The organism is Stenotrophomonas sp. YJH_SMC_57, assembly GCF_059369755.1.
Window position 1 is genome coordinate 1 of sequence record NZ_JCAFSZ010000022.1, and the last position, 19,052, is coordinate 19,052.

A 19,052-nucleotide genomic window follows, 5' to 3' on the forward strand; every position below is an offset into this window, starting at 1 on the left:
ATCCACGCCATGCGTGGATGGTTTGCGCGGAAAGCGTGCCAACCAAGGTTGGCACCTACCAGAGCGTGGGCATCGGTAGATCCACGCCATGCGTGGATGGTTTGCGCGGAAAGCGTGCCAACCAAGGTTGGCACCTACCAAAGCGTGGGCATCGGTAGATCCACGCCATGCGTGGATGGTTTGGGCCGAAAGCGTGCCAACCAAGGTTGGCACCTACCAACGCCAGGCAAAAAAAAACGCCCCGCGGATGCGGGGCGTCTTCAGCACAACCTACTGCGGGCGATCAGCCCTGGTAGTCGCGCACGTCGCTGCCGGTGTAGACCTGGCGCGGACGGCCGATCTTCATTTCCGGATCGACCTGCTGTTCCAGCCAATGCGACACCCAGCCGGAGGTACGGCCCAGGGCGAACATGACGGTGAACATTTCGGTCGGGATCTGCAGCGCCTTGTAGATGATGCCGCTGTAGAAATCGACGTTCGGGTACAGCTTGCGGGCGACGAAGTATTCGTCCTGCAGCGCGGCCTGTTCCAGCTTCACGGCCACGTCCAGCAGCGGATCCTGCACGCCCAGCTGCTTGAGCACCTTGCCGGTCATCTCACCGATGACCTTGGCGCGCGGGTCGAAGTTCTTGTAGACGCGGTGGCCGAAGCCCATCAGGCGGAAGCCGGAGGTCTTGTCCTTGGCCTTGAGCACGGCGGACTCGACGTTGTCGGCAGTGCCGATTTCTTCCAGCATCTTCAGCACGGCTTCGTTGGCACCGCCGTGGGCCGGACCCCACAGCGCGGTGACGCCCGCAGCGACCGACGCATACGGGTTGGCACCGGTCGAACCGACCAGGCGCACGGTCGAGGTCGACGCGTTCTGCTCGTGGTCGGCATGCAGGATGAACAGCAGGTCCAGCGCCTTGACCACGTCCTGGTTCAGCTCGTACTGGCCGTCGGCCGACTCGAAGGTCTGCTTCAGGAAGCGGCTGACGTAATCCAGCGAGGTGTCCGGCTTGTTGGCCGGCAGGCCCTTGCCGTGGCGGTAGATCAGCGCCGACAGGGTCGGCACCTTGGCGATCAGGCGCACGGCAGCCTGGCGGCGCTGTTCGGCGTCGGACAGGTCCAGCGAGGCGTGGTAGATACCCGACAGCTGCGCGATGGCGGCGGTCAGGATGGCCATCGGGTGGGCATCCTTGGCGAAGCTGCCGATCAGGGTGTTGATCGACTCATCAACATTGGCTTCGGCCGCCAGCTCGTCGGTGAAGGCCTTCAGCTGCTCGGCGCTCGGGCGCTCGCCGTTGATCAGCAGGTAGGCCACTTCGACGTAGCTCGACTTTTCCGACAGCTGTTCGATCGGGTAGCCGCGATACAGCAGCACGCCCTTGTCGCCGTCGATGTAGGTGATGGCGGACTTGCAGCTGGCCGTCGCGGTGAAGCCGGAATCGTAGGTGAAATACCCCGTTTCCTTGGTCAGCTTCGCGATGTCGACGCAGTCGTTGCCAAGGGTGGGTTTGATGACGGGCAGAACGACGGACTTATCGCCGGCGTTGAGCGTGACCTGATCAAGATCGGACACTGTGTGCGCTCCTTCATGGGAAGGCGCCTGCCCAAGCGCATTGGTCAGGCACGTGAATGACGTCCTCGGCCTGTGCCGGGGATCACGCCATTATCGCACAGCAGCATTTGCCCGGCGCTAGACAGAAGTCGTAGACGACAGGCGGCCAGAACCCGGCCATTGAGCGGCCCGGATCGGCAAAAGCGTTGTCACACGAACGCAGTGTTCCGTCCATCCAAACGCCCGTTGGGCAGGCGTTGGGGAAAAACAAACGGCCGCGCAGAGCGCGGCCGTCGGTTCGAAGCTGGATCGACAGATCAGCGCGCGTAGCGCTTCTGGAACTTGTCGATACGGCCCGAGGTGTCGATGACCTTGTGCTTGCCCGTGTAGAACGGGTGCGAAGCCGAGGAAATTTCAACCTTGACCAGCGGGTATTCGTTGCCGTCTTCCCACTGGATGGTTTCCTTCGTCGCCATGGTCGAGCGGGTCAGGATCTTGAAATCGGAGGTGACGTCATGGAAGACGACGTCGCGGTAGTTCGGATGGATATCGGCCTTCATGGGCTCACACCGTAAATGGGCTGGTGGTCAAGAGCGGCATTATAAGCACCGGTTGCCGCCCGGGGCAACCGGTACCGGGACATCGACCTCAGTCCGCGCCCAGGGCCTGGCGTACCAGGGCCTCGAAACGCTGCTGGTCGTAGGCCATCAGCAGATCGCAGTTGTCCGGCTGGCCGGTCTGGCGGTTCCAGTCGACGATGGTGGCACCGCGGCTGAACGTGCCGTTCAGTTCCACGTTCAGCGGCCGCGACTCGACCTGCAACTGCCCTTCCGGGTTCAACGCCCAGGCCATGGCCACCGCGTCGGCGGTGTACCAGCGGCCACCCTTGCTGTCTTCGGACAGGCCACGGGTCTTGCGCGAGATCAGCTCGTAGAATCGGGCGCGATCGGAATCGGCCTGCAGCCACTTCTCGGCGTCCTGCAGGGGCAGGCCGTGGGCGACGGTGGCTTCCCAGTCCGATACCAGCAGGTGCCTGAACGAGGTGAACACCACATGCGCCGCTTCCGGATCGAACGCGATGTTGAACTCGGCGGCCGGGGTGATGTTGCCGTGGCAGGTGACCGCGCCGCCCATCACCACGATGCGCTTGATGCGCTGGGGCAGGGTCGGGTCCAGCTTCAGCGCCAGCGCCAGGTTGGTCAGCGGGCCGAGCATCACCAGCATCAGTTCGCCGGCGTGCTCGTGCGACAGGCGCAGGATGGCCAGCGCAGCGTGCTCGGCTTCGGCCTGGCGGCTCGGCGGCGGCAGGTCCACATCGCCGTAACCGTCACGGCCATGTACGTGGGCAGCGTCGACGGAGGGATGCAGCAGCGGATCCGGGCTGCCGGCAAACACCGGCACGTCGGCGCGGCCAACGATGTCGCAGAGCTTGAGGGCGTTGCGGACGGTGTACTGCAGGCCGACATTGCCGGCGGCGATGGTCAGGGCGACCACGTCATGCCGTTCATCGGCAAAGGCCATCAGCAGGGCCAGGGCGTCGTCCACACCGGGGTCGGTGTCGATCAACAGGGGGATCTTGTGGGTCATCGTTGCCGTCTTCAGATCGGCAACGAAGTGTGGACCGGGATGATGACCGTTGCAAGTACGGGGGTTGGGGTTCGGCAGGGCTGCGCCCTGCACCTGCCGAATCAACGGCAAACGCCAGAGCAACGGCAAAAGCTGGTTTCCTGGGGGATGGCGGGGTGGGTCCGGTTGCGGGGGACGCTGCAAGTACGTCCATGTAAGCTCGGTCGCCGCATCCATGCGGCTCACGCCCCCGCAACCGGACCCACCCCGCCTTCGACAGATTTCTGCTGCTGGTGGGTGTCGACCTTGGTCGACACGCTGCTGTTGGTAGGTGTCGACCTTGGTCGACACTTCCATGGATTGGTCGAAAAGGCTCTCTGTAGAGTCGAGCCATGCTCGACTCACGCGCGCAGCGTGGATGTCTGGGCCAAGGTCCACACCCACCAAGGCGGCATTACGCCGAGGCGTAGCGCACGGCGGTGCCGATCCAGCGCTGCACCACGCGGTCGGCCAGTGCGGGTTGCTGGGCCAGCAGGCGTTCGGCGAGGTCGTGCACGCCGGGCAGCAGGCCGGCGTCGCGGGCCAGGTCGGCAATGCGGAATCCGGCCAGTCCGGTCTGGCGGGTGCCGAGCAGTTCGCCGGGGCCGCGCAGCTCCAGGTCCTTCTCGGCGATGACGAAACCATCGTTGGTTTCGCGCATGGTCTGCAGACGCTCGCGCGCCATCTGCGAGAGCGGCGCCTGGTACAGCAGCACGCAGCGCGACACGGCCGAACCGCGGCCGACACGGCCACGCAGCTGGTGCAGCTGGGCCAGGCCCAGCCGCTCGGCGTTCTCGATCACCATCAGCGAGGCATTGGGTACGTCCACGCCCACTTCGATGACGGTGGTCGCCACCAGCAGGTCGATCTCGCCGGCCTTGAACGCCACCATCGTCGCCAGCTTCTCGGCCGCCTTCAGGCGGCCATGCACCAGCCCGACGCGCACACCCGGCAGCAGCGCCTGCAGCGATTCGTAGGTGGCCTGCGCGGGCGTTGCATCCAGCTCTTCGCTTTCCTCGATGAGCGTGCACACCCAGTACACCTGCCGCCCTTCCCGGCAGGCCAGCGCGATGCGCTCGATCAGCTCGGGACGACGGTCGTTGTTGAGTGCCACGGTCTGCACCGGGGTGCGGCCAGGCGGCAGTTCGTCGATGGCCGACACGTCCAGATCCGCGTATTCGGACATCGCCAGCGTGCGTGGAATCGGCGTTGCGGTCATCACCAACTGGTGCGGCACGCTGTTGCCGCCCGCGCCCTTGTCGCGCAGGGCCAGGCGTTGGTGCACGCCGAAGCGGTGCTGCTCATCGACGATGGCCAGGGCCAGGTCCTGGAACACCACCGCGTCCTGCATCAGCGCGTGGGTACCGACCACCACCTGCGCCTCGCCGTTGGCGACCTGTTCCATCACCTTGGCGCGCGCCTTGCCGGTGACCTTGCCGGCCAGCCAGGCGATGCGCACGCCAAGCGGTTCCAGCCAGCCGCGCAGGTTGTTGAGATGCTGTTCGGCCAGCAGTTCGGTGGGCGCGGCCAATGCGACCTGCTTGCCCTGCTCCACCGCCAGCATCGCCGCCAGCGCGGCAACCACGGTCTTGCCGGAACCGACGTCGCCCTGCACCAGCCGCAGCATCGGGCTGGGCCGCGACAGGTCTTCGCGGATCTGCTTGAACACGCGTGCCTGCGCACCGGTCAGCGCGAACGGCAGCTGCTTCAGAAGTGCCTTGGCCAGCGTGCCGGGGCCGGCCAGCGGCGGCGCGTGATGCGCCTGCAATGCGATGCGCTGGCGACGCAGGCTGAGGTGGTGCGCCAGCAGCTCTTCCATCGCCAGGCGACGTTGCGCCGGATGGGTGCCTGCGGCCAGTGCGGCCAGGTCGGCATCCGGCGGCGGCCGGTGCACGGTCAGCAACGCGCTGCGCAGCGACGGCAGGCCGAGACCATCCAGCCAACCGCTGGGCAGCAGTTCCAGCGTGCTTTCCTCGGGCAGGCGATCCAGGGCCTGGCCGATCAGCTTGCGCATCGTCATCGGGCCAACGCCATCGACAGTGGGATACACCGGGTCGAGGCGGTCGCCGAGTTCGGGATCATCATTGCGGCCCAGCACCTGGTAGCTGGGGTGGACGATCTCCAGGCCGAGATGGCCGGGCTTGGGCGTGCCGAAGCAGCGCAGCCGGTTGCCGACCGCGAACTGGCCGACCTGCTGCTGGCGGAAATGGAAGAAGCGCAGCACCAGGGTGCCCTGCCCTTCGTCCTCCACCGCTACCTTCAGCATCGGCCGGTAGCGCATGCCGCGTTCGACCGCGACCACCCGCCCTTCCACCTGCGCCGGCACGCCGTTGCGCAGGTCTTCGATGCGGGTCAGCCGGGTGCGGTCTTCATAGCGCAGCGGCAGGTGAAGCCAGAGATCCTGCAGGGTGGCCAAGCCACGCGCCTGCAGTTTGGCGGCCACGGCCGGGCCCACGCCAGCGAGCATCGCCAGGGATGCTTCGCCGGACGGTGACAGGACCGGGGTGACCGCCGCCTTGCGTGCCACGTGGCGGTCAGTCGATGACCATCACCGCGTCGACCTCGAAGTTGGCGCCCTTCGGCAGGCCGGACACTTCGATGGTGGAACGGGCCGGGTACGGCGCCTGGAAGTAGTCCTGCATGACCGCGTTGACCTTGGCGAACTCGCCCAGATCGGTCAGGTACAGGCCCAGGCGCACGACCTTGTCCAGCGAGCCGCCAGCGGCTTCGGCCACGGCCTTGAGGTTGTCGAAGGCGCGACGGGCCTGGGCTTCGACGTCACCGGCGCCGACGATGTCGCCGGTAGCCGGGTCGAGCGGGATCTGGCCGGAGAAGTACACGGTGTTGCCGGCACGCACGGCCTGCGAGTACGGGCCGATGGCGGCGGGAGCCTTTTCGGTGTTGATGATCTGGCGGGACATGGGTCGCTCCGGAGCTTGGGGGAAAACAGAGCGGCAATTGTAGCAACCCGGTAGTGCCGGCCGCTGGCCGGCAACCTCATGAACGTCGGAAGCACCGCGAAGTTGCCGGCCAGCGGCCGGCACTACCAGGTTCGCGTTATTGCCGGCGCACCGACTGCACGACCGACAGGCGGCGCAGGCGGCGCATCACTTCGGCCAGGTGGTTGCGGTCGCGCACCTGGATGTTGAACGCCAGCACGGCGGCATTGAAGTCGCGGTCCAGGTAGTCCACGCGCTCGATGTTGGAGTGGCTCTGGGCGATCGCGGCCGCCAGCTGCGCCAGCACGCCGGTGCCGTTCTCCACTTCCACCACCAGCGAAGTGTCGTAGTCGCCGGAGACCGTGGTGTCCCAGCCGATCGGCACCCAGCGCTCGGGCGACTTGCGCAGTTCGGCCAGGTTCGGGCAGTCCATGCGGTGCACCACGATGCCCTTGCCGGCGGTGTGGTAGCCCATGATCTCGTCGCCGGGAATCGGCTGGCAGCAGCCGGCGAAGGTGACCACGCCGCGTTCGCTGCCGTTGATCAGGATCTTTTCCTGCGAGTGGTGGCGCGAATGCGGGCCACCGCGCAGTTCGGCGTAGGCCATCAGCGCCTGCGCAGCCTGGGTCGGCATCCAGTTGCCCAGCGCGACTTCGGCCAGCAGGGCCTCCAGGCGCGGGAAGCGGTGCTCGGCCAGGAACGCGTCCAGGCGCCCCTTCGGCAGCCGCTCCAGCGAGGAATCCATGGCTTCCAGCGCACGGTCGAGCATGCGATGGCCCAGCTGCACGGCATCTTCGTGTTCCAGCTGCTTGAGCTGGTGGCGGATGGCGGTGCGTGCCTTGCTGGTGACCACGAACTCCAGCCACTGCGGTTTCGGCGTGGCCGAGCGTGCGGTGATGATTTCCACCGACTGGCCCGACACCAGCTTGGTGCGCAGCGGCACCAGCTTCTTGTCCACCCGCGAGGCCACCGCCATGTTGCCGACATCGGTATGCACGGCATAGGCGAAATCGAGCGCGGTGGAGTTGCGCGGCAGGGCCAGGATCTTGCCCTTCGGGGTGAACAGGTAGACCTCGTCCGGGAACAGGTCGACCTTGACGTTGTCGAGGAACTCCAGCGAGGAACCGGCGGCGCGCTGCGAATCGATCAGCTCGACGATCCAGGCATGCGCACGGCTCTGCGCGCTGTTGGGCGAATCACCGCCGAACTTGTAGGTCCAGTGCGCGGCCACGCCGCGTTCGGCGATCAGGTCCATCTCTTCGGTGCGGATCTGCACTTCGATCGGCGAGCCATACGGTCCGAACAGCACGGTATGCAGCGACTGGTAACCGTTGGCCTTGGGAATGGCGATGAAATCGCGGAAGCGGCCATCCAGCGGCTTGAAGGTGGCATGCACCGAACCCAGCGCGTGGTAACAGCTGGGCACGCTGCGCACGACCAGGCGGAAGCCGAACACGTCCATCACCTGGTCGAAGGATTTGTTCTCGTCGCGCATCTTGTTGTAGATGCTCCACGGGGTCTTGATGCGGCTGATCAGCCGATGCTCGATCCCTTCCTTGGCCAGGCGCTGCGACAACTGCACTTCCACCTGCGCCATCGCTTCGCGGCGCACCACCGGCTGGCTGCGGATGTGTTTTTCGATGATCGCGTGGCGCCACGGATACAGCGCCTTGAACCCGAGGTTCTGCAGTTCGCTCTTGACCAGGCTCATGCCCAGGCGCTGCGCGATCGGTGCGTAGATCTCGAGCGTCTCGCGGGCGATGCGGCCGCGTGCCTCGCGGCTCTGCGCACCCAGCGTGCGCATGTTGTGCAGGCGGTCGGCCAGCTTGATCATGATCACGCGCAGGTCGCGCGACATCGCCAGCAGCATCTTGCGGAAGCTCTCGGCGGCCGCTTCCTGGCGGTCGCGGAACTTCAGCTTGTCCAGCTTGGTCACGCCGTCGACCAGTTCGGCCACGGCTTCGCCGAACTCCGAGGCCAGTTCCTCACGGGTCAGCGGGGTGTCTTCGATGGTGTCGTGCAGGATCGCGGCGATCAGTGCTTCCACGTCCAGGCCCAGCTCGGCCAGCACCTGGGCCACGGCCACCGGATGGGTGATATAGGGCTCGCCCGACTTGCGCGTCTGCCCAGCGTGCGCGGCGGATCCGACTTCCCAGGCACGGCGCAGCAGCGGCAGCTGCTCCGGCGGCAGGTAGTGGGCGGCGCGTTCAAGCTGGAGGACGTAGTCGGGTACGGCGGCAGTGGCGGCTGCGGCGACCTTGGCAGTGGGGCCTGGGTTCATGCCCGAAGCCTATTCCAGCGCGACGTTTACGGCAAATCCTGAATGCGAAACAGCCCGCGCGGGGCGGGCTGTTCGGCTATCCAGCAATGACTCTGATCGATGCGATCAATCGTCGTTCTTGGACATGTCTTCGTCGGCGACCACTTCCGCTGCGGCCCACTCCAGCGCTTCGCGCTCGGCGCGCTCACGCTCGGCCTTCTCGACTTCGTCGATCAGCGCGTTGTCGATCTTGCGGGCAGCGATTTCGCGCAGCGCCAGCACGGTCGGCTTGTCCTCGGTCTCGCTGTTGTCCAGCGTGGCCTGCACGCCGTTGGCGAGCTGGCGGGCACGCTTGGAAGCCATCATGACCAGTTCGAAACGGTTGTTAACGACTTCCAGGCAATCTTCTACGGTGATGCGGGCCATACGGGCTCCCGGCGACCGGTCGGCCGCTCAGTCGAATGAGGGAAAGGGGACGGAGTGTACTGGCAGGGGCTGGACAAAATCAAGCCAACCCCCACCCGATTCTTTTGGAATCAGTCAGTTGCGCCCGGATCGGGGGTCAACAGGGCCTGGATCAGGCCGGCGTGGCGGACCTTCTGGGCCTCCCGACGCAGGCGGCTGGCGGTGAAGATGGCGCACAGCTCGTCCACGGCGGTGTCGAACACCTCGTTGACGATCACGTAGTCGAACTCGTTGAAGTGCAGCATCTCGTCACGCGCCGCGCCCAGGCGCTGGGCGATGACCGCCTCGCTGTCCTGGCCGCGCTTGCGCATGCGGTCCTGCAACGCCTGCTTGGACGGCGGCAGGATGAACACGGTGACCGTGCCCGGCACCAGCTGGCGCACCTGCTGCGCGCCCTGCCAGTCGATTTCCAGCAGCACGTCCTGGCCGGCGGCCAGCTGCGGTTCCACGGACTGCCGGGCGGTGCCCTTCCAGTCGCCGTGCACCCAGGCATGCTCGAAGAAATCGCCGGCGGCGATCATCTGCTCGAACTTTTCGGCACTGACGAAGTGGTAGTGCTGGCCGTTCACTTCACCCGGGCGCATCGCACGCGAAGTGAAGGAAATCGACAGGGCGATCTGCGGATCACGCGCCAGCGTGGCGTTGACGATGCTGCTCTTGCCGGCGCCGGAGGGGGCGGCAACGATGTACAGCGTGCCGCGCGCGACGGCGTCCGACGAAGGTGACGGGGCGCTCATGCACGGAACCCAACTGGTTGATTTCGCAAAATTTTTCCTCGATGTTCCAGATCCGGCGCGGAGGATCGCGCCAGGACGGCGGAGGCTGCACGGAACATCCTGGAACCAGGCCCGGCAGACGGCTCCCCGGGGTGCGGGCACGCAACTTTACCAGAGCCGCCCCTTTTCGCGCCCCTTGGCGAGGCGGCCGGACCTTGTGCCACATGGGCATCCGGGGGCCTGTGCTATAACCGGGCCGTACCTACCGACAGCCGGGTGGTCTGCGTGCCGCCCCGCCATCCAAGGAGAACGGCATGCCCTCGATGAGTCGCCGCCGGTTCCTGAAGGTCACCGGGACAACCCTGGTGGGCTCCAGCCTGGCATTGATGGGCTTCGCGCCCGGCATCGCACTCGCGGAGGTCCGGCAGTACAAGCTGACCCGCGCGACCGAGACCCGCAACACCTGTACGTACTGTTCGGTGGCCTGCGGCATCCTGATGTACAGCCTCGGCGATGGTGCCAAGAACGCCGAGCCGAGCATCTTCCATATCGAAGGCGACCCGGACCATCCGGTCAACCGCGGCACACTGTGCCCGAAGGGTGCCGGCCTGGCCGACATCATCCACAGCAAGTCGCGCCTGCTCTACCCCGAGTACCGCGCACCGGGCTCGAACGAGTGGAAGCGGCTGAGCTGGGACGATGCGCTGGACCGCATCGCGCGGCTGATGAAGGAAGACCGCGACGCCAACTTCGTAGAGAAGAACGAGGCCGGGCAGACGGTCAACCGCTGGCTGACCACCGGCATGCTGGCAGCCTCGGCCACCAGCAATGAAACCGCGGTGCTGACCCACAAGGTCGTGCGCTCCCTCGGCATGCTGGCATTCGACAACCAGGCACGTGTCTGACACGGCCCGACGGTGGCAGGTCTTGCCCCGACGCTAGGCCGTGGTGCGATGACGAATCATTGGGTCGACATCAAGAATGCCGACCTGATCCTGATCATGGGTGGCAATGCCGCCGAGGCACACCCGTGCGGCTTCAAATGGGTGACTGAAGCCAAGGCACACAACAAGGCCCGCCTGATCGTGGTCGACCCGCGCTTCAACCGCTCGGCCGCGGTGGCCGACGTGTATGCGCCGATCCGTACCGGCACCGACATCGTGTTCCTGGGCGGCCTGATCAACTACCTGTTGACCGAGGACCGCATCCAGCACGAGTACGTGCTGAACTACACCGACATGTCGTTCCTGGTGAAGGACGAATTCGCCTTCAAGGATGGCCTGTATTCGGGCTACAACGAAGAGAAGCGCAGCTACGACCGTTCCAGCTGGGACTACGTCTACGGTGATGATGGCTTCGTGCGCAGCGACCCGACGCTGAAGGACCCGCGCTGCGTCTACACGCTGCTCAAGCAGCACTACGCGCGCTACACCGTGGAGATGGTCGAACGCATCTGCGGTACGCCGGCCGACAGCATCCGCCAGGTCTGGGACATGATCGCGTCCACCGCCGGCAAGGACAAGGCGATGACCATCCTGTACGCGCTGGGCTGGACGCAGCACTCGGTGGGCGCGCAGAACGTGCGTGCCGGCACCATGGTGCAGCTGCTGCTGGGCAACATCGGCGTGGCTGGCGGCGGCATGAATGCGCTGCGTGGGCATTCCAACATCCAGGGCCTTACCGACATCGGCCTGATGTCCGACCTGCTGCCCGGCTACCTGACGTTGCCGAAACAGGACGAACAGGACTACGACGCCTACATCGCCAAGCGCACGCAGAAACCGCTGCGCGCCAACCAGATGTCGTTCTGGCAGAACTATCCGAAGTTCCACGTCAGCCTGATGAAATCGTGGTGGGGCGACGCCGCCACCGCCGACAACAACTGGTGCTTCGATTACCTGCCCAAGCTCGACAAGCCGTACGACATGCTGCAGGCGTACGAGCTGATGAACGAAGGCAAGATCCACGGTTACATCTGCCAGGGCTTCAACCCGCTGGCCTCTGCGCCGAACAAGGGCAAGCTGATCAGCGCGTTCTCCAAGCTGAAGTTCATGGTCAGCATGGACCCGCTGGAAACCGAGACGATTGCCTTCTGGCAGAACCACGGCGCGCTGAACGATGTCGATCCCCGCGCCATCCAGACCGAAGTGTTCCGCCTGCCGACCACCTCCTTCGCCGAGGAGAACGGCGCGGTGGTGAACTCCTCGCGCTGGCTGCAGTGGCACTGGAAGGGCGCCAACCCGCCGGGCGAAGCGCGCAGCGACATCGAGATCATGTCCGAGCTGTTCCATCGCATCAAGGCGATGTACGAGAAGGACGGCGGCGCATGGTGGGAGCCGGTGCGCGATCTGGCCTGGAAGTATTCCAACCCGGAGGTGCCGACGCCGGAAGAACTGGCGATGGAATACAACGGCAAGGCACTGGTGGACGTGTTCGATCCCAAGGACCCGACCAGGCTGGTGCGCAAGGCCGGCGAGCAGCTGGCCGCGTTCGGCGACCTGCGCGACGACGGCAGCACCTCGTCGGGCTGCTGGATCTACATCGGCGCCTGGGGCCCGACGGGCAACATGATGGCGCGGCGTGACAACGGCGACCCGACCGGCATCGGCAATACGCTGGGCTGGGCCTGGGCGTGGCCGGCCAACCGCCGCGTGATGTACAACCGCGCCTCGTGCGATGTGGCCGGCCAGCCATTCGACCCGCGACGCACGCTGCTGGCGTGGAACGGCAAGAACTGGGGCAGCGTGGACGTGCCCGACTTCAAGGCCGACGAAGATCCGGCCGGCGGCATGGGGCCGTTCATCATGAACCCCGAAGGCATCGCCCGCTTCTTCGCCAAGGCCGGCATGGCCGAGGGCCCGTTCCCCGAGCATTACGAGCCGTTCGATACACCGCTGCGCAGCAACCCGCTCAGCCCCGGCCAGGCGCTGACACTGAACAACCCGGCGGCGCGGGTGTTCGCCAGCGACCGCGCACAGATCGGTTCGCCGGACGAGTTCCCGCATGTGGCCACCACCTACCGCCTGACCGAGCATTTCCACTTCTGGACCAAGCACGGCAAGCTCAATGCCATCATCCAGCCCGAGCAGTTCGTCGAGATCGGCGCGGCATTGGCCGACGAACTGGGCATCAACAACGGCAGCCGCGTGCGGGTCAGTTCCAAGCGTGGCCACATCGAAGCGGTGGCGATGGTGACCAAACGCATCAAGGCCCTGCAGATCGATGGCCGCACCGTGCACCAGGTAGGCGTGCCGATCCACTGGGGTTTCCTCGGTGCGGCCAAGCCCGGCTACATCGCCAATACGCTGACCAACGCCATCGGTGACGGCAACTCGCAGACGCCCGAATCGAAGTGCATCCTGGTCAAGGTCGAGAAGGTGTAGGAGACACGCCATGTCACTGCAATCGCTGGACATCATCCTCCGCTCGGCCACCACCACGCCCTCACCGGAGGCGCGTGGTGCGCACACCGGCCAGGTCGCCAAGCTGATCGATGTAAGCAAGTGCATCGGCTGCAAGGCCTGCCAGGTTGCCTGCATGGAGTGGAACGACCTGCGCGACGAGGTCGGCAGCTGCGTCGGCAGCTATGACAACCCGCCCGACCTGAGTGAACAGTCGTGGACGGTGATGAAGTTCCGCGAGTACGAGGACGAGAAAGGCAAGCTGGAATGGCTGATCCGCAAGGAAGGCTGCATGCACTGCAGTGATCCGGGTTGCCTGAAGGCCTGCCCGTCGCCGGGCGCGATCATCCAGTACGCCAACGGCATCGTCGATTTCCAGGAAGAGAACTGCATCGGCTGCGGCTACTGCGTCACCGGCTGCCCGTTCGACGTCCCGCGCATTTCCAAGAAGGACCACAAGGCCTACAAGTGCACGCTGTGCTCGGACCGCGTGGCGGTGGGCCAGGAGCCGGCCTGCGTGAAGACCTGCCCGACCGGTGCGATCACCTTCGGCAGCAAGCAGGCGATGACCGAGCATGCCGCCGGCCGCGTGGAGGACCTGAAATCACGCGGCTACGAGAACGCCGGCTTGTATGACCCGCAGGGCGTCGGCGGCACCCACGTGATGTACGTGCTGCAGCACGTCGACAAGCCCGAGCTGTACGCCGACCTGCCCAGGGACCCGCGCATCAGCCCGATGGTGGAAGTGTGGAAGGGCGTGGCCAAGCCGCTGGGCGTGCTGGCCATTGCCGCTACCGCCTTTGTCGGCTTCCTGCATTACATCGGCATCGGCCGCAACACGGTGAACGACGAGGAAGAGGAAGCGGCCGAGCACGAGGCGAAGAAGATCGAAGAGGAGCAGCGGCCATGAAGTACGCACCGCACCCGCGGCAGATCATCCGCTACCGCGCGCCGACCCGCATCAACCACTGGATCGTGGCGATCTGCTTCGTGCTGACCGCGCTTTCCGGGCTGGCGCTGTTCCACCCCGCCCTGTTTCCGTTGACCCAGCTGTTCGGCGGCGGGCCGTGGACGCGCATCCTGCACCCGTTCATCGGCCTGGCCATGGTGATCGGCTTCGCCTTGCTGGCCTTCCGCATGTGGCGCGACAACCTGCCCACTGCCGACGACCGCGCGTGGCTGCGCGGCATGCGCGATGTGCTGCGCAACGAGGACGAGAAACTGCCGCCGGTGGGCCGCTTCAATGCCGGCCAGAAGTTGTTGTTCTGGGCCATCATCGGTTGCCTGTCGGCGCTGCTGCTGACCGGCTTCGTGATCTGGCGGCAGTACTTCAGCCACTTCTTCCCGATCGGGGTGATCCGTTTCTCGGTGCTGGCCCATGCGCTGTTCGGCTGGGTGCTGGTGTGCGCGATCGTGGTGCACATCTATGCGGCGATCTGGATCAAGGGTTCGGTGCGGGCGATGACCCAGGGCAAGGTGACCTACGGGTGGGCGTACAAGCATCACCGGCAATGGTTCCGGGACATCCTGCGCGGGCGGCGGGAAGAGGGTTAGTGGCAGGGCCTGCGGCCCTGCACCCGCTGCAAGCCACAGCAACAGCGGCTCTCCGTGGGATGGCGGGTGTCGACCTTGGCCGACACAATGAACGGCAATGATCGAAATCGGCTTTTGTAGCGTCGAGCCATGCTCGACTGCGTTGCCTGAACACGCTGGACGCCAGCGCCGACAACGGCGAGGATGGAGGCTGGTTCTTCTGGCTGGCCCGGCATGGCGCAACGCATCCTTGAACCCGGTGAGATCGAGACGCTGGCCTCGCGCGATGTTCCGCGCATCATCCTGCCCGATACCGCGTCGCTGTTCGCCGGACGTGCGGCGCGATTGCGCAGCCTGGCTGCGCACAGCGCCATCGGCGGCTATCTGCAGCTGCTGGCGGCCCTGGCCGATGCGCAGCAGTCGCTGCTGGACGAGTTGACGCCGCAGCAACGCGAGACCCTGCAGGCGCAGGCGCGTTCCCAGCAATCGAGTGCAGCAGCCGGCGCTGGGATGCCGTTGCGGCCGGCCAACACGCTGCAGCTGGATGGGCACTGGCGCGACTGGTTGCGCACCTTGTGCCGGCACTGTGCCGATGAGGCCGGGCTGCCGGCGGAAACCCGGCAGGAACTGCAGCGCGTTGCCGCTGCCGATGACGCATGGCTCGATGCACAGGCGCATGCGGTGCTGGAGCGTGATGACGCGCCTTCGCTGGATGCGGTGGCTGCGCTGCTGGTGATGAACGCGCTGCAGGTGTACTGGGCGGTGCTGGCCGACAGCTTCCGCCCCACCGACCTGAAACCGCTGGCCGATGCGCCGGGGCTGTGCCCGCTGTGCGGCACGCTGCCGGTGGCCAGCGTGGTGCAGGCACGGCCGCCCTACGCCTCCTACCGCTACCTGTCGTGCTCGCTGTGCGCCTGCCAGTGGCACTATGTGCGCGTGCAGTGCAGCCAGTGTGGCGCCGCCGGCAAGGACATCGCCTACCGCGCTCTGGCCGATGTGGACGGCGACAGCGGCGAAGCCGTACGTGAAAGCGCCGTACGTGCCGAGACCTGCGATCACTGCCACAGCTACCGCAAGATCCTGTATCTGGAGAAGGACCCGGCGCTGGAACCGGTCGCCGATGATCTCGGCACGCTGTCGCTGGACCTGCTGCTGGGCGAGGAAGGCTATGTGCGCGCCAGCCAGAATCCGCTGCTGTGGCAATCCGACGGCGATTGAGGCGATGACAGCCACGACCCCGGCATCGGCCGCTGCCCTGCCCTCGCTGGACCGGCTGCTGCGCCTGCCGGCCTTGGGAGCACTGATCGAGGGCCACGGCCGCAGCCGCATCACCCAGTTGTTGCGCGTACATCTGCAGGCGCTGCGTGAGCGCATCAGTGCCGCGCAGCTATCGGCCGAGCAGTTGCACCAGGCCATTGAAGGCCCGGCGCTGGTCGCGGCGCTCGACGCCGCAATCACCGCCGATGCGCGGCTCGACCTGCAGCCGATGTTCAACCTGACCGGCACCGTGTTGCACACCAACCTCGGCCGCGCCCTGTTGCCCGAAACCGCCGTGCACGCGGTCACCCGTGCGATGACCGTGCCGATCGATCTGGAATTCGACATCAGCCGCGGCCGCCGTGGCGACCGCGATGCACGGGTGCAGGCGCTGGTCTGCGAGCTGACCGGCGCCGAAGCCGCCACCGTGGTCAACAACAATGCGGCGGCGGTCCTGCTGCTGCTCAACAGCCTGGCCAACCGCCGCGAGGTGGTGGTCTCACGCGGCGAGCTGGTCGAGATTGGCGGCGCCTTCCGCATTCCTGATGTGATGCGTAGCGCCGGGGCACGGCTGCTGGAAGTAGGCACCACCAACCGCACCCATCCGGCCGACTTCGCCAGCGCCATCGGCGCCCGCACCGCGTTGCTGATGGAGGTGCATGCCAGCAACTACGCGATCACGGGTTTCACCGCCAAGGTGGACACCGCGGCGATGGCCGCCATCGCGCACCAGCATGGGTTGCCGCTGGCAGTGGACCTGGGCAGTGGCAGCCTGTGTGATCTGGCCACCTTCGGCCTGCCGCACGAGCCGACCGTGCAGGACGCACTTGCCGCCGGTGCCGATCTGGTTTCATTCAGTGGCGACAAGCTGCTGGGCGGGCCGCAGGCCGGCATCATCGCCGGCCGCGCCGACCTGATTGCGCGGATCAACCGCAACCCACTGAAGCGGGCACTGCGCATGGACAAGATGGGCCTGGCCGCGCTGGAGGCAGTGCTGGCTCTGTACCGCGAACCGGAATACCTGGCGCAACGGCTGCCGACCCTGCGGCTGCTGTCGCGCACGCAACAGGATATCGACGCACAGGCGCAGCGCCTGCTGCCGCCGATGCGGTCCGCGATGACGGCCGACTACAACGTTGAACCGGCACCGATGCACAGCCAGATTGGCAGCGGCGCGCAACCGCAGGCGCAGCTGGCCAGCGCCGGGCTGCGGATCACATCAGCCCGTCGTGGCGGTCTGGATCGCCTGGCCACGCGCCTGCGCCAGCTGCCTCGGCCGATACTGGGTCGCATCGCCGATGATGCGCTGTGGCTGGACCTGCGTTGCCTGGAACCTGCCGACGAAGCGGACTTCCTCGCCCAATGGAGCACCCTGCAGGCATGATCGTCGGCACCGCCGGGCATATCGACCATGGCAAGACGAGCCTGGTACGCGCCCTGACCGGCATCGAGACCGACCGCCTGCAGGAAGAACGCACGCGCGGCATCTCCATCGAGCTGGGCTACGCATACGTGCCCCTTGAAGGCACCGACGCGCAGGGCCCCGCCACAACGCTGGGCTTCGTGGATGTGCCGGGCCACGAACGCTTCGTGCACACGATGGTGGCCGGCGCCACCGGCATCGACGTCGCCCTGCTGGTGGTCGCTGCCGACGATGGGGTGATGCCGCAGACCCGTGAGCACCTGGCGATCCTGCAGCTGCTGGGCGTGGATCGCGGCGTGGTGGCACTGACCAAGATCGACCGCGTGGATGCCGCGCGCATCGACCGGGTCAAGATCGAGATCGCCGCGCTGCTGGCCGGCACGCCGCTGCAGGATTCCCCTGTGTTTGCCTGCAACAGCACCGCGCCCGAGGATGCAGGCATCGATGCGTTGCGCGCCCACCTGCACGCATGGGCCGCGTGCGATGCCAACGCACGCCAGGATGCGCTGCGCCGCGAACTGTTCCGCATGCCGGTGGACCGCGTGTTCTCGCTGGCCGGGCACGGCACGCTGGTGACCGGCGCGGTGCATGGCGGCATCGCCGCGGCAGGCGAGCACCTGCAGCTGATGCCGGCGGCCACCGACGTGCGCGTGCGCAGCATCCATGCGCAGAACCAGGCCAGCGAGCATGCGATGGCCGGTCAGCGCTGCGCACTGAACCTGGCGGCCATCGCCCGCGACGACATCAATCGTGGCGACTGGGTTGCCGATCCGCGTGCGATGCGGGCCACCACCCGGGTCGACGTGCGCCTGCGGCTTTCCGCGCTGGCGCCGCCGCTGCGCGACCGGGCGCCCCTGCACATCCACTGGGGCACGATGCACCGGCAGGCCCATGTTGTGCTGCTGGAGGATCATGACCACGGCAACGGGCAGCTCGTGCAGCTGGTGTTCGATGTACCGGTCTGCGCGATGTGCGGCGACCGTTTCATCGCCCGCGACTCGGCGGCCACCCATACGTTGGGAGGCGGCATCGTGCTTGACCCGGAGCCGCCGCAACGGCGACGGCGCAGCCCGGGCCGGCTTGCGTGGCTGGCGGCGCTGGAGCAACTGGCGGCGGGAGCCGGGCCTGGCCCGCTACTGCAACAGGCGCCTGCCGGCATTCCCGCCACTGCCCTGCAACGCTACTGCCGACGTGCCGCCGACCGCATCGACCTGCCCGCGGACGCGCGGCGCATCAACACACGGGATGACACGGTGATCGTCCTCGCCCGGCACTGGCAGGCGCTTGGCGAGCAGGTGATCACCTCGCTGCGGGGTTGGCACGAACGACGACCGGACGAACCCGGTGTCGACAGCGGACGCCTGCAGCGCAGCACCCTTCCTGCACTGGCGGCGAGCCTCTGGAACGCCCTGCTGCAGGATCTGCTCGACCGCGGCAGCGTGCAGCGCGTGGGGGCCTGGTGGCGCCTGCCCGGCCACGACCACGCACCACCGGAACGCGAACGCCAGCTGCTCGAACGCGTGCTGCCACAGCTGCACACCGGCGGTTTCGATCCGCCGTGGGTGCGTACCCTTGCCGACGGGCTTGGCCTCGCCGAAGACGATGTCCGCGCCATCCTGCGCAGGGCGGCAGCGCGCGGCGAACTGTTCCAGGTGGTACCGGACCTGTTCTATGCACCGGCCCGCATCGCCGAACTCGCTGCGATCATCGCGCAGCTGTCACAGGCCACGGGCACCGTGGATGCGGCCGCCTTCCGCGATGCCATCGGCCTGGGCCGCAAGCGCAGCATCCAGATCTTGGAGTTCTTCAATCGCGTTGGCTACACTCGACGCGTCGGTGACCAGCATCGGCCGCGCGGCGATCTGCAATGGAACGCCCCCAACGGTTGAGCACACCGGCATCGCCGTACTTTC

At 66.6% G+C, this 19,052-nt stretch carries 14 protein-coding genes; 6 read left to right on the forward strand and 8 right to left on the reverse strand.

Annotated elements, in window-relative coordinates; translation table 11 throughout:
- Nucleotides 1-283 precede the first annotated feature (283 nt).
- The 8 genes from AC5P7U_RS20285 to gmk form a co-directional block, all read right to left on the reverse strand.
- Complete coding sequence (locus tag AC5P7U_RS20285) at nucleotides 284-1,561, reverse strand: citrate synthase (protein ID WP_006466260.1); 1,278 nt, start codon at nucleotides 1,559-1,561, stop codon at nucleotides 284-286.
- A gap of 296 nt (nucleotides 1,562-1,857) precedes the next feature.
- The gene (locus AC5P7U_RS20290) at nucleotides 1,858-2,100 is read right to left on the reverse strand and encodes a type B 50S ribosomal protein L31 (protein WP_005410871.1); all 243 of its coding nucleotides are present in this window, start codon (nucleotides 2,098-2,100) and stop codon (nucleotides 1,858-1,860) included.
- 88 nt (nucleotides 2,101-2,188) lie between these two features.
- Nucleotides 2,189-3,127, reverse strand: coding sequence for a nucleoside hydrolase (locus AC5P7U_RS20295; protein ID WP_495221405.1), 939 nt, complete (start codon nucleotides 3,125-3,127; stop codon nucleotides 2,189-2,191).
- 433 nt (nucleotides 3,128-3,560) lie between these two features.
- Complete coding sequence (recG, locus tag AC5P7U_RS20300; protein ID WP_495221407.1) at nucleotides 3,561-5,672, reverse strand: ATP-dependent DNA helicase RecG; 2,112 nt, start codon at nucleotides 5,670-5,672, stop codon at nucleotides 3,561-3,563.
- Nucleotides 5,673-5,679: 7 nt separating this feature from the next.
- The gene (locus AC5P7U_RS20305; protein WP_005410875.1) at nucleotides 5,680-6,066 is read right to left on the reverse strand and encodes a RidA family protein; all 387 of its coding nucleotides are present in this window, start codon (nucleotides 6,064-6,066) and stop codon (nucleotides 5,680-5,682) included.
- Nucleotides 6,067-6,202: 136 nt separating this feature from the next.
- Nucleotides 6,203-8,365 (reverse strand): RelA/SpoT family protein, encoded by a 2,163-nt coding sequence (locus tag AC5P7U_RS20310; protein ID WP_006466563.1) that lies wholly within the window; start codon nucleotides 8,363-8,365, stop codon nucleotides 6,203-6,205.
- Between the two features lie 105 nt (nucleotides 8,366-8,470).
- Complete coding sequence (gene rpoZ / locus AC5P7U_RS20315) at nucleotides 8,471-8,770, reverse strand: DNA-directed RNA polymerase subunit omega (protein WP_005410877.1); 300 nt, start codon at nucleotides 8,768-8,770, stop codon at nucleotides 8,471-8,473.
- Nucleotides 8,771-8,880: 110 nt separating this feature from the next.
- On the reverse strand, nucleotides 8,881-9,546 hold the full coding sequence (gene gmk / locus AC5P7U_RS20320) for a guanylate kinase (RefSeq protein ID WP_006466566.1): 666 nt from the start codon (nucleotides 9,544-9,546) through the stop codon (nucleotides 8,881-8,883).
- 293 nt (nucleotides 9,547-9,839) lie between these two features.
- Here gmk and fdnG point away from each other — a divergent pair, with 293 nt between their 5' ends.
- From fdnG to selB, 6 genes are all read left to right on the forward strand, one after another.
- Nucleotides 9,840-12,908 carry a formate dehydrogenase-N subunit alpha gene (fdnG, locus tag AC5P7U_RS20325; protein ID WP_495221408.1) on the forward strand — a complete coding sequence of 1,023 codons (3,069 nt, stop codon included), beginning with the start codon at nucleotides 9,840-9,842 and terminating at the stop codon, nucleotides 12,906-12,908.
- 10 nt (nucleotides 12,909-12,918) lie between these two features.
- Nucleotides 12,919-13,836, forward strand: coding sequence for a formate dehydrogenase subunit beta (gene fdxH, locus AC5P7U_RS20330; protein WP_495221409.1), 918 nt, complete (start codon nucleotides 12,919-12,921; stop codon nucleotides 13,834-13,836).
- Nucleotides 13,833-14,480, forward strand: a complete 648-nt coding sequence (locus AC5P7U_RS20335) for a formate dehydrogenase subunit gamma (protein ID WP_006466573.1) — start codon at nucleotides 13,833-13,835, stop codon at nucleotides 14,478-14,480. Before fdxH ends, AC5P7U_RS20335 begins: the two co-directional genes overlap by 4 nt.
- Before the next feature lie 213 nt (nucleotides 14,481-14,693).
- Nucleotides 14,694-15,677 (forward strand): formate dehydrogenase accessory protein FdhE, encoded by a 984-nt coding sequence (gene fdhE / locus AC5P7U_RS20340; protein WP_308308859.1) that lies wholly within the window; start codon nucleotides 14,694-14,696, stop codon nucleotides 15,675-15,677.
- Nucleotides 15,678-15,681: 4 nt separating this feature from the next.
- Nucleotides 15,682-17,100: an L-seryl-tRNA(Sec) selenium transferase gene (gene selA / locus AC5P7U_RS20345; RefSeq protein WP_495221410.1), complete on the forward strand. Its 1,419-nt coding sequence runs from the start codon at nucleotides 15,682-15,684 to the stop codon at nucleotides 17,098-17,100.
- Nucleotides 17,097-19,028: a selenocysteine-specific translation elongation factor gene (selB, locus tag AC5P7U_RS20350; RefSeq protein ID WP_495221411.1), complete on the forward strand. Its 1,932-nt coding sequence runs from the start codon at nucleotides 17,097-17,099 to the stop codon at nucleotides 19,026-19,028. The genes selA and selB overlap by 4 nt, the downstream gene beginning before the upstream one ends.
- Nucleotides 19,029-19,052: the final 24 nt, after the last annotated feature.